We start from the raw sequence: 13,456 nt of genomic DNA, 5'->3' as shown, positions 1-13,456 counted from the left end.
CATGGCCCGCCACGCAGGAAAAGGTCTAGTGGCCAGCGGCAAATTTCGACTTCGATGGTCGCGTGGCGATCTCATCCACCAGCTTCCTGGTCATCGCCTCACCGAAACTGGAGAAATCGTGCACTTCCAGCACGAAACTGCCCGGCCCTCCGGTCACGTTGGCGCGGTAATAGTTCGCCAGCCCGCCGGGCGGCTGGACATGGGCGAAGGTCCACGACACCGGATGGTCGTTGATGATCGCCAGCCCGTTGATGGTGATGCCGGCCTTGATCGCGTCGTCGCGCGCGTCGGAAACCTCCCGCCCGGCGTTGTTGGTGCCGTCGCCGCAGACATCGATGACGTGACGAGGGGCGTTCATCCCACTCTCGCCGAGAAGCTGCACCGCCCGATCCACCCCGGCACTGATCGCGGTGCGACCCCAGAACGACCGCGGCGCCGTCGCGAGCTTGTCGGCGAAGGCCTGGGCCGACGCCTTGTTGCTGATCACCGTCCAATCCAGCACCGTGCGAACTTCCAGGCTGCCGGCGAACTCCAGATAGGACACGGCGATCTTGCCGTTCGGGCCGCCCCTGATCGCGTCCAGCACCTTCTGGGCGGTGAAGGCGCTGGTGTAGCCGTCCTTCTCCAGCTTGAATTCGCTGTCATCGATGCTGCGAGACACATCGGTCACCAGCACCAGGGCCACATCGACGTCATCGGCTCGGGCCGGTTGCGCCGCCACCAGGATCAGCAGCGACAGGCTAGCCATCGGAACCAGGGCGATGCGAACCATGCAGCAAGCCTCCCGCGATCAATCTGCCTCGATCCAGCCGCCCGGCGCCGCCCCCATCCGGCGTCGCGCCGCCAATATCAAACGCCTCGGGTCTTCGCGTCAAAGCAAAACCAGCTGTCCGGCCCGCGACCAGCCCAGCCTACTGGCTGGCCCAGACGATGCGGTGCATCCAGGCTACTTCGGTCAGATCGAAACTGTAGTCGGAGTGCTCCGGGTTCAAGCTCTTCAAATCCACCCGCCGGGCCGAACGGCGGGCCAACTGTTTGGCCATCACCTCCCCGGCCATGGTGCGCACCACCACCCGGTCGCCGCGCCTGATCGGCGCCGACGGCGAGACGATCACCTGGTCACCGTCGCGAAATACCGGTTCCATCGATTCGCCGCTGATCTCCAGCGCGTAGGCATTGGCATCGGCGATCTCCGGCAGGCTGACCTCGTCCCAACTGCCACCGACCGGATAGCCGCCGTCGTCGAAGTAACCCTCGCCGCCGGCCTGCGCCAGGCCGATCAACGGCACCCGTCGCGACAGTGAACGGCTGCCGGCGCTGCTCGCCAGGGCGCGCGCCCCCGACACCAGGGAGGTGAAGCTTTCCAACGACGCCCCGGTCGCGTCCAGCACCTTGGCAACGCTTTCCGTGCTGGGCCAGCGCGCCCGACCGTCCGGCATCCGCCGTTTCGAAGGATTGAACGTGGTCGCATCAAGCCCGGAGCGTTTCGCCAGGCCGGAGGCCGACCATCCGTTTTCCGCCGCCAATGTATCGATGGCGCGCCAGACATCCTCGTGTTTCATTCAGCTCGCTCCTGTTGCGCGACGCGCCAAGGCGAATCGGTTCTGGATCATTATCCTAGGAATGGCTGCCAAATGAAATAGGAAAATGAGCCATATTTACTTGCACCCGTATGCAACCTATGATAGAAAAGACAGTTCATATTTCGCCTCTCCACGACCCTTCGCCTCAGACCGCACCGGGAACCAGAAAATGCCGACTGCCGCCACCGCCACCATCATCGCCAGGGCCAATCGATTCCCGGTCCGTCACGATCCCGCGCTGCAGCCGTTCGGCAGCGCCGAGGAAGCCTGGCTCTGGACCATGGCGGCACTCAGCGCTCGTCGGGAAGGCGCACGCTACACCGCCGGCAAGGGTCTGCTGCGTCGGCCGTGCGATCCCGACGACGTGGTCAAATGCCTCGACGCATTGTTCCGCCAGCGACGGATCGATCTCGGCCATGCCCGGGTTCTGCGCGTCTGGGGCGAGCGGCAAATGGCGCCCAGCCTGGCCGTTGCCGCCGAGCGTAACGACCATCGCGCGTGGATCGAGGCGCTGGAAAGACTGGAGTGGCCATTGCGGGTCAAAGGAATCGTTGCTTAGTACGAAAACTAGGAAAATTATCGTTGACACCGTTGCCCATTTTCCCTTAATGTTCGCACATCAACGGGCGAGGTGCGCCCGTCGATGATCTCTCCTCCTCCCAACCTGTAACCGCTGTCCCTCGGGGCAGCGGTTTTTTTATGGAAGCAACCCCGCCATGGCCTTCGCCATCCGCAACCTCTCGGTGCTCGCTTACGCCAACGGTTTCACGCTGTGGCACTACAAGACCGGCAAGGACACGCTGGATACCGTCAGCGGCGGAAACTACCTGGCCGACGCCAGCGACATGCTGACCGCCGGCGACCTGGTCATGCTGACCGCGGCCGATGGCGCGCGGATCGTCTGTGTCACATTGGCCGACCTGGAGACGGTGATCACCGCGCCGCTGTCCTGACGCCCCCTCCCCCCGGCAACGGGCCACCCAGCAACGGCCCACCCAGCAACGGGCCGCGCAACCATCGGGGTCAGCAATCGCTGGGCGCGGCAGGCAATCGCAACACGTCCGTGGCGTGGCGTCGCCGCCCCGCCGCCGTAGCCACGAAGCGCCCATCCTGTCGTTCGGCGCACAGGCCGCCATCCATCAGCCTGCGCAGGCACGGATCATCCTTTTGACCGGCCGGCCGGCCGGTCGAGTCACATAGATAAAGCCGGTGCAGCGCGGAGCGACAGCACGTCTCAAGATACGGTTCGGACCACATCACCTCACGCTTCGCCAGACTCGCCGCAGGTATAACCTCGCCGCACGCATAACCCCACCGCACGCATAACAAAGCCCGACGATGCCCACCAGAGCGCCCGCGACCGGCACCCGACCCGGGTTTACCCTTCCGGCCAACGGCGGTTACCGGCATAAGCGCAACCGCATGCTCCTATCCTTGGCATCAGCCGCGCTTCCGGCGCTGCGCCTGCTCGACCCCGAACGCGCCCACGGTGTCGCCCTTCGGGCGCTGTCCTGGGGTCTGGCGCCGCCAACCCGCGAACCCGACCACCCGGCACTCGCACTCGATTGCCTCGGACACCGATTCGCCAACCCGATCGGACTCGCCGCCGGCTTCGACAAGAACGCCGCCGCCGGTCCCGCCCTGCTGCGGCTGGGCTTCGGCTTTGTCGAGACCGGATCGGTCACCCCCAGGCCGCAATCGGGCAACCCCAAGCCGCGCGTGTTCCGGCTGACCCAGGACCAGGCCATCGTCAACCGGCTGGGCTTTAATAATCTCGGCCTTGCGACCTACACCCGCAACCTGGCGCGACTGTCGCACCGTCCCATCCCGCTCGGGGCCAATCTCGGCATCAACAAGCAAGGCGCCGACCCGGTGCGCGACTACAAGGCCCTGGTCGAGGCGGTCCGCGCGCTGGTCGACTACGCGGTGATCAACGTCTCCTCGCCGAACACGCCCGGGCTGCGCGACCTGCAGTCCGAGGCCCAGCTTCGCTCGATCCTGCAAGCCGTCGCCACGGTCGACCGGCGACCGCCGATCCTGGTGAAGCTGGCCCCCGACCTATCCCCCGACGGCCTCGCCGCAGTGGTCGAGACCTGCGTCGAGCAGGGCGTCGCCGGCCTGATCCTCGGCAACTCCACGATCTCGCGTCCCGCCGGCCTGCAATCGGCCCATGCCAGCGAGGCCGGCGGCCTGTCCGGCCGGCCGTTGCTGCAGCTCGCCACCATGATGCTGGCGCGAGCCTATCTTCTGGCGCGCGGCCGGCTGGTCCTGATCGGTACCGGCGGAATTTTCAGCGGCGCCGATGCGCTGACCAAGATCCAGGCCGGCGCCTCGCTGGTGCAGCTCTATACCAGCTTCGCGTTCCACGGTCCGGCGCTGATCCCCAGGCTGAAGGCGGAACTGCTCGCCGCCCTGCGCGACGCCCGGCTAGCCACCCTGGCCGAGGCGATCGGCACCCGCGCGGCGGAACTGGCGGAGCAGGCCTGATGCAGCATTACACCCGATTCGCCCCGTTGGCGGAGCGCTACAGCGGCTTCATCCTCGACCTTTGGGGGGTGATCCACGACGGTATCAACGCCTTCCCCCATGCGGTCGAAACCCTAAAACAGCTGCGCGCGGCGGGCAAGCGGACCCTGCTGCTGTCGAACGTGCCGCGCCCGAACGATGCGGTGCGCACGATGATGCGCCGGATGGGGATCGAGGATGCGCTCTACACCGGCATCCTCACCAGCGGCGAGGCGGTGCGCCGCGCGCTGCAACATCCACCCGATCCATGGTGGAGCCAGCTCGGAACCCGCGTCTTCCACCTCGGCCCGGATCGCGACCGCCCGGTCCTGCACGGGCTGCCGCTGGTCGTCGCCGATCATCCCGCCCAGGCCGACTTCGTGCTCAACACCGGCCCCGACGATCATCGCAATCCCAGCAACATGGCGGAATTCGAGCCAGTACTGGCCGACTGCGCCCGCCACCGGCTGAAGATGATCTGCGCCAATCCCGATCTGGAGGTCATCCGCGGCGGCGTTCGCGTGCTGTGCGCCGGCGCGCTCGCGGTGCGCTATCAGCAACTCGGCGGTGACGTCCGCTCGCTGGGAAAACCCGATCCGGCGATCTATCGGCCGGTGCTCGAGCAGCTTGCGCTGCCGCCCGACCAGGTTCTGGCGGTCGGAGATTCGCTGCGCACCGACATCGCCGGGGCGATCGGCGTCGGCCTTGCCGCCTGCTGGGTGATGGATGGCGTCCACGCCGCCGAATTGTGCGACGCGACAGGCCTGATCGACCCGGCGGCGGGGGAAGCCGCGGCCCGCCAGGCCGGCATTCGCCCGGTCGCCACGTTGCCGCGTTTCGTCTGGTAATACCGGCGGCCCGATGGGCCGACCGGTATGCGCGCGGGGTTGGTGGGGCGGCCGCGCGCAAAATCAATAAGATCCCAGCCGGCATTCCGGACCCGCAAGGGTCAGGAATGCCGCCGGCTGGTAACGCCGCACGCCCGGCGTCCCGCCGATGGCCACGATCCCGCACTGCAGCCAAAGTATCATCGCGTCGGGCGCAAGCCGCGCGAACCCTGCGACAAGACAACCACAGCCGACGGTCAGCGATCCGCCAGGCCCGATTCCAGGCAGGGCAGGGTGCCGGTCTCGGCGGCGGCCCGAAGCTGGGTCAGCAAGCCCTGCAATTCGCGGATGGTGAACGGTTTGCGCAGCAGGCCGGCAAGCTGCCCGGCCGCGACATCGGCCTCGGACAGTTCGGCGTAGCCGGTGACCAGGGCGATCGGCGCGCCTATCCCGCGCTCGCGCAGCGCGCGGGCAAGCTGCAAGCCGTTCATGCCAGGCATCGCGTAGTCCAGCAGGATCAGCTTCGGCGCCGGCGTCAGCTTTTCGACCAGCGCCAGTGCCTGCTCGCCGCCCGCCGCCTGCGCCACCTCGCAGCCCAGGTCGCGTGCCATCTCGACGGTCACCTGGCGCACCGCATGGTCGTCGTCGACCACCAGGATCAATTCGTTCTGCACGCCTGGGCCCGGCAGTTCGGGCAATTCGGCCGCCGGCGCTGTCTCGGTGGCCCCGACATTCATCGCCCGCGGCAGACACAGCGTCACCCTTGTGCCTTCGTTCAGCGTGCTGGCGATCGCCACGCTGCCGCCGGACTGGCGCGCCATGCCATAGACCTGACTCAGCCCCAGCCCCGAACCGGCGCTCGGACCCTTGGTGGTGAAGAACGGGTCGAACGCGCGTGCCTTGACCTCGGGCGTCATGCCGACGCCGGTGTCGGAAATGCACACCTGCACATAGCCGCCCGGCGTCACCTCGTTTTCGGCATGGCGGCGGCTGCCCGGCTCGATCAGCACATTGGTCGTACGGATCGTCAACTTGCCGCCTTCCGGCATCGCGTCCCTGGCGTTCAGACACAGATTGAGGATCGCCGCCTCGACCTGGCTCGGATCGACCATCGCCGGCCACAGTTCATCGGCCAGTTCGGACACCACCTGGACGCGCCGCCCAAGCGTGCTGGTGGCCAACGTGATCAACTCGCGCAGCAGCGCGTTGACATCGGTCGCCCGCGCGGCAAGGCGCTGCCGGCGGGAGAACGCCAGCAGCCGAGAGGTCAGTTGCCCGCCCCTGGTCACCGCCCCGGTGGCGCGCTCGATCAGCCGCAACAGTCGATCGGTGTCGGCGCCGGCCCAGTCCTCGCCGGCCTGCGACACCCGGCGCTCCATCAGCTCCAGATTACCCAGGACGGTGGCCAGCATGTTATTGAAATCATGCGCGATGCCACCGGCAAGCTGGCCCACGGCCTGCAGCTTCTGCGCCTGGTGCAAAGCCGCCTCGGTCTTCTCGCGGCCGGCGATCTCAACCTGCAGCCGGTTGTTGCTTTCCGACAGTTCGCGGGTGCGTTCGGCGACCTGGGCCTCCAGGAAGCTGGATTGCATGCGCCGCTCCATCTCCCGCGCCTGCAGCCCGGCCGCCATCGCGTTAAACGACTGAGCGAGCGCGGCAAATTCCGACCCGGCGTCGGTCAGCCGGGCGCGCGCGCTCAAGTCGCCCTCGCGCCAGCGGCGGGCGGCCTGCAACAGGGCCTCGGTCGGCTGATAGATGAACCGCCGGCCGGCGACCCAGGCGAGAATCAAAGCCACGATCGCCGCGCCGCCGATCACCAGCAGGTCCTGGTACGTTGCCTGATCGATATCCGCGGTCAGCTCGGGCAGCACCAGGGCATTGATCACCGTCATTCCGGCCGGCGGCATCGAGCTCGGTACATAGGCCGCAACGATGGTGCGCCCTTTCGGACCAGTAATGGTCTCGACCCCGGGGCTGTCATGATTGATCAACCCGCGCATCCAGTCCGGAGCGAGCCGCTCGGCCGAGCGGTGGACGTCGGGAACCCGTCCGATAATATCACCGTCCCGGTCGGTGACGATCATGGTCGCGTGGGCCATCGCCGGCGAGCGGTCGATCCTGGCGGATTCCAGATGTTTCTGCATCCAATCGGCATTGATCGCCGCCACCAGCACTCGGGGTTCGTCGCCCGCGCCGATACCCGGCATATGCACCGCGACCGGCAGGAACCCGCTCCGCTGAGTGGGATCGGAAACCAGTTGTCCGACCCGCAGGTCGGTCGAATTCAACAGGTCAGGCAGCCAGGCAGCCTGCGCCCCGGCAAGTTCCGGAGGCGTGCCATCCGAGGCGCACAGCAATGTTCCGTCGATCGGCGAGTACAGCGCCAGGAAGCGGTATTGTGTCAGGCTTTGGCGCAGCGAAGTCAGCCGGCTCGTGCAATCCTGCCCAGAGGTTCGCACCGACGGGCTTCGCACCGAGGGAAGCTGCCCAGCCATGGCGCCAAGCTGGCGCACATTGTCGATAATGCTGGACATATCGGCATTCGCCAGTTCCGCCTGGCGCAAGACCAAGCCGCTCAGTTGCTCATGCCGTTCGGCATAAAGGTTGACCTGCGAGTAAACCTGCGCCGTCAGAATCGGCAGCAGACACCCAAGGATCAGCAGCACGAGGTGCGTCGAAAGCTTCATCTACGCAAGCTCCGATCCGCTGTGTCTGGACCGATCGAAATTGGTCGTTTCGATGCGATCGCCGCTAGTCGCAACCAATTCAACGCGCTGCTTGTCGCTCGCGAGTTGGCGAACCGCCGTCTGGCCTGCGTGCGCGTTGCTAAGTCCACGCCGCGTAAGAACACGGTTTTGTGCTCAAAAGCGAGCGCGTTCCGCGCCTCCAGACGTTCACGATTCAGCGATCATTCCGTGCCGGACGATACTATCGTGAAAAATCGCACCTTGTCGGGGACAAAACCATAATTCAATCGTTATCGAACTGTTTCGTTGTATCGAATGTAATTCTAGTGCCATCAGACAACAAAACCGCCCGTGGCCGGGGTTCCGCCACCGGATTTTCTTCGCCCGGCCCGACGCCCGACCCAACCGTGGACCGGCCGCCCGCCACGGTGGGGCCAGTCACCGGTTCGGCGGCCAGGCTGGCCGGATCGGCGTCGACCACTTGCGGCCAGGCGGTGATCGTCGCCCCCGGGACTCGCAACGGCCGGGTATTGCGCAGATCGCCATCGACAATGCTGCGTTTCACCCGGGCGGATCGTGTGCTGCTGACTTTTTTCATCCCGGTCTCCAAGATCTGGATCGCGCTCCAGCGTCATCTGATGTCCCGAACCCCAAAATTCGCCACGAACGGCGAACCCTGATCCCGCGACACCGGTGCGGTGTATCAGTGGCCTGTCTGTCGCCCGCGCCGCCGCAACGCGCCGCAAACGAGGCTCTCTTCTACAACGCTGGAGATGAACTGCCGGTTACCGGCGCGGTTGCCTCGAAGCCATCTGTGCGTTGCTCAATCCGTGCGCCCGATCCGTGCGCGCAATCCTGCGCCGGATCAGTGCGCGCAATCCGTGCGCCCGATCCACGAGCCCGGCCCATGCGCCCGAACTATTCGCCCCAGCTATTGGATTGGCACACTGATCATCAGACCTGGGGTCTGAATCGGCTTGCGCTCCTCATTGTCCTGGTAGCGCGACCCGGGCGCGAACCCATAGCCCGGATCATACGGCCGGATGCGATACAGCTTGACGTCGACACTGGGCGACGTCGACTGCGGGGCCGCCGGCGCCTGCGCGTCGGCGTTGGGGACCGGGGCGGTCTCGGCAAGCGACGGATGATCCGGCGGAATCGGGGGCACCGGGAAATCCTTCGCGTTGACCTGAGCGGCCAACGCAACACTGGAATGGGGCGCGATGCCGATCCCCAGCATGACCGGACCGATTACCAAGGCTGTCGTCAGCAGAATCCGTGTCATCGCGCCGCCTCGCCAGGCAGGCTGGCCGATGGCGAAGCCATCCGCTGCATGCCCCGCTGGTCTTCACGTGGATTGCCGGCCGGCCTGCCCAGCGGACCGGCCCCGGCCTCCCGCCAGGCATTCAGCGCCCAATGCACCGATGGAAATGCGATCTGGTCCCACGGTATCTGGTCCGCCGCGAACAGCTGGACCTCGAGACTTTCCGGGCCGGCGGCAAATACCGGCGGTCCGGCGTCGCTGAAACGCGCCCGGAAAATTACCTGCACCTGGCCGATCCGGGCGATGCTGAATACCCCCAGGATGCCCTCGATGGTGATCACCGCTTCGGCCTCCTCGAGCGCCTCACGCGCCGCGCCCTCTTCCAGGGTTTCGCCGAGCTCCAAATAGCCGGCTGGCAGCGTCCAGAAGCCCTTGCGCGGTTCGATGGCGCGACGACACATCAGCACGCCGCCATCGGCCAACACGACCGACCCGACGACGACCTTCGGGTTCTCATAGGCAACATAGCCGCAATCGGAGCACACCGCGCGCTCGCGGTTGTCTCCTTCAGGGACCTGCCGGATGAACGAGGACATAGCATCGAACGTGACGTGTCCGCCGGTCGGGATCAAGCCTGAAACGGTCAACCGCCCGAGTGAGCGGCCTGCCACCACCCAAAACCGGGCCAAAACCCGCCCCCGACACCGTTTGTTCGCCAGTACAAGCCGCGCTATCGGCCTCAGGGTCCCGCCATCCGCGTCGCACGGCGGCCAGGACACGGCCCGTCCCTGCGTGCCCGGCTCAGACTATACGCTAAGGTCCAGCAACGATCCACGCGGCAGGTTGCGCGGCGGCGTTGCCGTCGTGCCGGGCGCCCCCACCGCGCCTGACGCCGCCGCGGCCGGCGCCCCCACCCTCGGCGGAGCCAGCGGCGCCATCGGCGCCGCAACCGGCGGCGTGGTCAGAATTCGCACCGGCTGCACGCCCGCGGGGGGCCCAGCCTGGGCGGGTGCGGCAGGACGGGCCGAACGCCCCGGGGCGGCAGCCGGGGCGGGCTGGCCGACGGCCTTGGCAATACCGATGAAGGTCGCGGGTGACAACATGCCCGCAAGACTAACCCGCAACAGTGAACGAACCGTTAACATCGGGGCGCAATGACGTCCGGGCAATGACGTCTGGGCAGTGATTTCGGTCACCCGCCTCGAAACCGCCACCGCCAGCGCCGGCTACCGCGGTCCCGCCACGGGTCCATCCGGGCCCCGCCGGCTTGCCACGCTCCGCCGGCTTGCCACGCCCCGCCGGCTTGCCCACAGAGCCGCGCGGTGCAATGGTCCGGCTGTTTCGGGAAGCCCTTAAGGCCGCTTCCCAGTCTGTTCGGGTCGAGAGGATAGGATGGCAAAAATCAAGGTCAAAACCCCGGTCGCGGAGCTGGACGGGGATGAGATGACCCGCATCATCTGGGGTTTCATCAAGGACAAGCTGATCCTCCCCTATCTCGACATCGACCTGAAATACTACGACCTTGGCATCGAATATCGCGACCAGACCGACGATCAGGTCACTGTCGACGCCGCCCACGCCATTGCCCGCTACGGCGTCGGCGTGAAATGCGCCACCATCACCCCCGACGAGGCTCGGGTCAGCGAATTCGGCCTGAAGCGGATGTACCGCAGCCCGAACGGCACGCTGCGCAACATCCTCGACGGCACCATCTTCCGTGAGCCGATCATCTGCCAGAACGTGCCCCGCCTGGTGCCGCACTGGACCCAGCCGATCGTCATCGGCCGCCACGCCTACGGCGACATCTACCGTGCCACCGAAATGAAGATCCCCGGCCCCGGCACCGTCACCCTGACCTACCAGCCGGCAGGCGGCGGCCCCGCCGAGGCCCTGGAGGTGCACGACTTCAAGGACGGCGGCGGCGTGTCGATGGCGATGCACAACACCCGCGCCTCGATCGAGGGCTTCGCCCGAGCCAGCTTCAACTACGCGCTGATGCGCGGCTGGCCATTGTACTTCTCCACCAAGAACACCATCCTGAAGTCGTATGACGGCTACTTCATGGATATCTTCGCCACGATCTACCAGACCGAGTTCAAGCCGCAGTTCGACCAGCGCGGCCTGACCTACGAACATCGCCTGATCGACGACATGGTGGCCTGCGCGCTGAAGTGGAACGGCGCCTATGTCTGGGCCTGCAAGAACTACGACGGCGACGTCCAGTCCGACACCGTGGCGCAAGGCTTCGGCTCGCTGGGCCTGATGACCTCGGTGCTGCTGTCCCCGGACGGCACCAAGGTCGAGGCCGAGGCGGCGCACGGCACCGTCACCCGCCATTTCCGCCAGCATCAGCAGGGCAAGCAGACCTCGACCAACCCGATCGCCTCGATCTTCGCCTGGACCCGCGGGCTGATCTATCGCGGCCGCTTCGACAACACCCCCGACGTCACCGCGTTCGCCGAAACGCTGGAGAAGGTGTGCATCGAAACCGTGGAAAGCGGCCACATGACCCGCGACCTGTCGACCCTGATCGGCCCAGACCAGCCCTGGATGACCACCCAGGCGTTCCTCGGCCAACTCGATGACAATCTGCGCCAGGCGATGAAGTAACTACCAAACCCGCCGACGCCCGGGTGGAGTGCCCGAGTGGAATATTCACCCGATGGAGACGAACACGGACGACATGACCGAATGCGACGGCCTTATGGACTACCCTCTGGCTCGCCGCGGCGTTTTGATGACCGGGCTGATCAGCGGCTTCACCCTGGCCACCCAAAGGGTCGAGGCGCAGGCGATCCACACCGACAGCACCGGGCTCGACGCCGGAGCGACGCAGATCCCCACCACCGACGGCAAGCTGCCGGCGTATTACGCCAAGCCCGCTCGCCATGGCCCGTTCCCGGTAATCCTGGTGAACGAGGAAATCTTCGGCGTCCACGAATACATCAAGGACGTCTGCCGGCGCTGGGCCAAGCTGGGTTACCTGGCGGTAGCGACCGAGTATTACGCCCGCATCGGCGATCTGTCGAAAATGACCGACGTGCACCAGATCGTCACCGATGTGATCGCCAAGACGCCGGACGCGCAATACATGTCCGACCTGGATTCGACCGCCGCCTGGGCGCTGGCGAACGGCGGCAGTTCGACAAGGGTCGGCGTCATGGGGTTCTGCCGAGGCGGCCGCCAGACCTGGTTGTACGCCGCTCACAGCCCGCATCTGAAGGCCGCCGTCGCGTTCTACGGTCCGCTGCTCGGCACCCCGACCCCAATCCAGCCGCGATCGGCGCTGGACCTGGCGGCGGATATCAAGTGCCCGCTGCTGGGTCTCTACGGCGGCCAGGACCCCTCGATTCCGCTCTCCGCGGTGCGCGAGGCCGAAGCCAAGGCCAAGGCGGCGCACAAGACCATCGACATCGTCATCTATCCGGACGCGCCGCACGGCTTCCACGCCGATTATCGGCCAAGCTACCGCCAAGCCGACGCCGAGGACGCCTGGAAGCGCGCGATCGCCTGGTTCCATCGCTTCGGGGTGATGCCGGGCTGACCTGGTGCTCCCCTCATCCCGCTGGCCGACCTCGCGCTGGCCGACGTCGAGCCTGCCCGCCGGGATCAAATAGTCGGCTGCTTGCGATAGGCGTAGTTGCGGTCGAGCCGTTCCATCAGGTAGTCGCCGTATCGGACCGCGGGAAACCTCGGCGGGTTGTCGCGGTCTTGGCAGGTGGGCAGCACCGCGACGATGCTGTCCATCGACATGTCGAAGAAGTATGGGCAAGAATACCGATCGCCGCCAGAAATGTTCCTCACCCGGTGCGGTGTCGATTGCCAGCGGCCGTTGGTCCAACGGGCGAGCATGTCGGCGACGTTGACCACCCATGTCCCCGCGATCGGAGGCGCCTTCAGCCAGCAGCCGTCGCGCCCGCGCACCTCCAAACCGCCCCGATCGTCCTGCGCCAGGATGGTTATGAATCCGTAGTCGGTGTGGGGGGCTGAGCCGAACGCGTCGTCTGGCTGCCGCGGCGGATAGTGTAACAACCGTAGAAAGGTTGTGGGCTGCTGGAAGAAGCCGGCAAACCAATCCCGCTGGAGGTTCAGGGCGACCGCAAGCACCGGAAGAAAGCGGCGGCAGAAATCGCCCATGGCCCGATCATAGGCTTCGACCGGGGCACGGAAATCCTCAAGCTCGGGCCACTGGTTCGGACCGTCGAGCGGACGGCCATGGCGTGGATCGTCCGGCGCAACCTCATGCATCAACATGAAGGATTCGCTGTCGTTTGGCTGGGTGACTTTTGCGACGGTGGAGGTTTCGATGGTGGAGGTTTTCAGCGCCATGTAGCCGCGGTGAAAGCGGTTCATGGCGATCGCCTCTTTGGCCTCCCGCGGCAGCGCGTGAAACCGGCGTGACGCTTCGAACACCGCTTCCACGATCGGCGGATCCACACCGATGTCGCTCAGGTAGCAGAAACCGATGCCAGAGAACGCCGCGTCCAATTGACACGCAAGCCTCGCATCGGCGTTGCTTCCGAACCGGATCACCGGCAGGGTCTGGTCGGACATTGCGTCCCGCCCTTCGTTTGCGGAACCTTTGGTTTA

General features: G+C 66.1%; 15 protein-coding genes. 6 read left to right on the top strand and 9 right to left on the bottom strand.

Going from position 1 to position 13,456, the window contains the following annotated elements; translation table 11 throughout:
* Positions 1-25 precede the first annotated feature (25 nt).
* Together ACQY4Y_RS03485 and ACQY4Y_RS03480 are read right to left on the bottom strand one after the other, a co-directional pair.
* Complete coding sequence (locus ACQY4Y_RS03485; RefSeq protein WP_428489165.1) at positions 26-772, bottom strand: DUF1194 domain-containing protein; 747 nt, start codon at positions 770-772, stop codon at positions 26-28.
* Positions 773-911: 139 nt separating this feature from the next.
* Positions 912-1,562, bottom strand: a complete 651-nt coding sequence (locus ACQY4Y_RS03480; RefSeq protein ID WP_428489164.1) for a S24 family peptidase — start codon at positions 1,560-1,562, stop codon at positions 912-914.
* Positions 1,563-1,752: 190 nt separating this feature from the next.
* Between ACQY4Y_RS03480 and ACQY4Y_RS03475 the strand changes: the two genes are divergently transcribed.
* Together ACQY4Y_RS03475 and ACQY4Y_RS03470 are read left to right on the top strand one after the other, a co-directional pair.
* On the top strand, positions 1,753-2,142 hold the full coding sequence (locus ACQY4Y_RS03475; RefSeq protein WP_428489163.1) for a hypothetical protein: 390 nt from the start codon (positions 1,753-1,755) through the stop codon (positions 2,140-2,142).
* A gap of 157 nt (positions 2,143-2,299) precedes the next feature.
* Positions 2,300-2,536, top strand: coding sequence for a hypothetical protein (locus ACQY4Y_RS03470; RefSeq protein WP_428489162.1), 237 nt, complete (start codon positions 2,300-2,302; stop codon positions 2,534-2,536).
* Between the two features lie 70 nt (positions 2,537-2,606).
* Here ACQY4Y_RS03470 and ACQY4Y_RS03465 read toward each other — a convergent pair whose 3' ends face one another.
* On the bottom strand, positions 2,607-2,840 hold the full coding sequence (locus ACQY4Y_RS03465; RefSeq protein WP_428489161.1) for a hypothetical protein: 234 nt from the start codon (positions 2,838-2,840) through the stop codon (positions 2,607-2,609).
* 165 nt (positions 2,841-3,005) lie between these two features.
* Here ACQY4Y_RS03465 and ACQY4Y_RS03460 point away from each other — a divergent pair, with 165 nt between their 5' ends.
* Both ACQY4Y_RS03460 and ACQY4Y_RS03455 read left to right on the top strand, forming a co-directional pair.
* Positions 3,006-4,070, top strand: a complete 1,065-nt coding sequence (locus tag ACQY4Y_RS03460) for a quinone-dependent dihydroorotate dehydrogenase (RefSeq protein WP_428489160.1) — start codon at positions 3,006-3,008, stop codon at positions 4,068-4,070.
* Positions 4,070-4,936, top strand: a complete 867-nt coding sequence (locus ACQY4Y_RS03455) for a TIGR01459 family HAD-type hydrolase (protein WP_428489159.1) — start codon at positions 4,070-4,072, stop codon at positions 4,934-4,936. Before ACQY4Y_RS03460 ends, ACQY4Y_RS03455 begins: the two co-directional genes overlap by 1 nt.
* Positions 4,937-5,172: 236 nt before the next feature.
* Here the strand turns inward: ACQY4Y_RS03455 and ACQY4Y_RS03450 are convergent, their stop codons facing one another.
* From ACQY4Y_RS03450 to ACQY4Y_RS03430, 5 genes are all read right to left on the bottom strand, one after another.
* Positions 5,173-7,602, bottom strand: coding sequence for a response regulator (locus ACQY4Y_RS03450; RefSeq protein WP_428489158.1), 2,430 nt, complete (start codon positions 7,600-7,602; stop codon positions 5,173-5,175).
* A 283-nt stretch (positions 7,603-7,885) separates the two neighbouring features.
* On the bottom strand, positions 7,886-8,200 hold the full coding sequence (locus tag ACQY4Y_RS03445) for a hypothetical protein (protein WP_428489157.1): 315 nt from the start codon (positions 8,198-8,200) through the stop codon (positions 7,886-7,888).
* A 333-nt stretch (positions 8,201-8,533) separates the two neighbouring features.
* Positions 8,534-8,887: a hypothetical protein gene (locus ACQY4Y_RS03440; protein WP_428489156.1), complete on the bottom strand. Its 354-nt coding sequence runs from the start codon at positions 8,885-8,887 to the stop codon at positions 8,534-8,536.
* Positions 8,884-9,462, bottom strand: a complete 579-nt coding sequence (locus ACQY4Y_RS03435; protein ID WP_428489155.1) for an NUDIX domain-containing protein — start codon at positions 9,460-9,462, stop codon at positions 8,884-8,886. The genes ACQY4Y_RS03440 and ACQY4Y_RS03435 overlap by 4 nt, the downstream gene beginning before the upstream one ends.
* Before the next feature lie 210 nt (positions 9,463-9,672).
* Positions 9,673-9,969: a hypothetical protein gene (locus tag ACQY4Y_RS03430; protein ID WP_428489154.1), complete on the bottom strand. Its 297-nt coding sequence runs from the start codon at positions 9,967-9,969 to the stop codon at positions 9,673-9,675.
* Positions 9,970-10,258: 289 nt separating this feature from the next.
* On the opposite strand from ACQY4Y_RS03430, the gene ACQY4Y_RS03425 reads away from it, so the two are divergent.
* The gene (locus tag ACQY4Y_RS03425; protein ID WP_428489153.1) at positions 10,259-11,476 is read left to right on the top strand and encodes an NADP-dependent isocitrate dehydrogenase; all 1,218 of its coding nucleotides are present in this window, start codon (positions 10,259-10,261) and stop codon (positions 11,474-11,476) included.
* A 52-nt stretch (positions 11,477-11,528) separates the two neighbouring features.
* Positions 11,529-12,410 (top strand): dienelactone hydrolase family protein, encoded by an 882-nt coding sequence (locus tag ACQY4Y_RS03420; protein WP_428489152.1) that lies wholly within the window; start codon positions 11,529-11,531, stop codon positions 12,408-12,410.
* A gap of 65 nt (positions 12,411-12,475) precedes the next feature.
* Here ACQY4Y_RS03420 and ACQY4Y_RS03415 read toward each other — a convergent pair whose 3' ends face one another.
* Positions 12,476-13,420: an isopenicillin N synthase family dioxygenase gene (locus ACQY4Y_RS03415; RefSeq protein ID WP_428489151.1), complete on the bottom strand. Its 945-nt coding sequence runs from the start codon at positions 13,418-13,420 to the stop codon at positions 12,476-12,478.
* Positions 13,421-13,456 lie beyond the last annotated feature (36 nt).

Origin of the sequence: Rhodopila sp. (assembly GCF_965277165.1) — a bacterium.
In the GTDB taxonomy this organism is placed as follows: domain Bacteria; phylum Pseudomonadota; class Alphaproteobacteria; order Acetobacterales; family Acetobacteraceae; genus Rhodopila.
This window is presented reverse-complemented; position numbering and strand designations above follow the sequence as displayed.

Bases quoted from the DNA above. Each gene is read 5' to 3' on its own strand.
- ACQY4Y_RS03485 (WP_428489165.1), bottom strand. From the start codon at position 772: ATGGTTCGCATCGCCCTGGTTCCGATGGCTAGCCTGTCGCTGCTGATC.
- ACQY4Y_RS03480 (WP_428489164.1), bottom strand. From the start codon at position 1,562: ATGAAACACGAGGATGTCTGGCGCGCCATCGATACATTGGCGGCGGAA.
- ACQY4Y_RS03475 (WP_428489163.1), top strand. From the start codon at position 1,753: ATGCCGACTGCCGCCACCGCCACCATCATCGCCAGGGCCAATCGATTC.
- ACQY4Y_RS03470 (WP_428489162.1), top strand. From the start codon at position 2,300: ATGGCCTTCGCCATCCGCAACCTCTCGGTGCTCGCTTACGCCAACGGT.
- ACQY4Y_RS03465 (WP_428489161.1), bottom strand. From the start codon at position 2,840: ATGTGGTCCGAACCGTATCTTGAGACGTGCTGTCGCTCCGCGCTGCAC.
- ACQY4Y_RS03460 (WP_428489160.1), top strand. From the start codon at position 3,006: ATGCTCCTATCCTTGGCATCAGCCGCGCTTCCGGCGCTGCGCCTGCTC.
- ACQY4Y_RS03455 (WP_428489159.1), top strand. From the start codon at position 4,070: ATGCAGCATTACACCCGATTCGCCCCGTTGGCGGAGCGCTACAGCGGC.
- ACQY4Y_RS03450 (WP_428489158.1), bottom strand. From the start codon at position 7,602: ATGAAGCTTTCGACGCACCTCGTGCTGCTGATCCTTGGGTGTCTGCTG.
- ACQY4Y_RS03445 (WP_428489157.1), bottom strand. From the start codon at position 8,200: ATGAAAAAAGTCAGCAGCACACGATCCGCCCGGGTGAAACGCAGCATT.
- ACQY4Y_RS03440 (WP_428489156.1), bottom strand. From the start codon at position 8,887: ATGACACGGATTCTGCTGACGACAGCCTTGGTAATCGGTCCGGTCATG.
- ACQY4Y_RS03435 (WP_428489155.1), bottom strand. From the start codon at position 9,462: ATGTCCTCGTTCATCCGGCAGGTCCCTGAAGGAGACAACCGCGAGCGC.
- ACQY4Y_RS03430 (WP_428489154.1), bottom strand. From the start codon at position 9,969: ATGTTGTCACCCGCGACCTTCATCGGTATTGCCAAGGCCGTCGGCCAG.
- ACQY4Y_RS03425 (WP_428489153.1), top strand. From the start codon at position 10,259: ATGGCAAAAATCAAGGTCAAAACCCCGGTCGCGGAGCTGGACGGGGAT.
- ACQY4Y_RS03420 (WP_428489152.1), top strand. From the start codon at position 11,529: ATGGAGACGAACACGGACGACATGACCGAATGCGACGGCCTTATGGAC.
- ACQY4Y_RS03415 (WP_428489151.1), bottom strand. From the start codon at position 13,420: ATGTCCGACCAGACCCTGCCGGTGATCCGGTTCGGAAGCAACGCCGAT.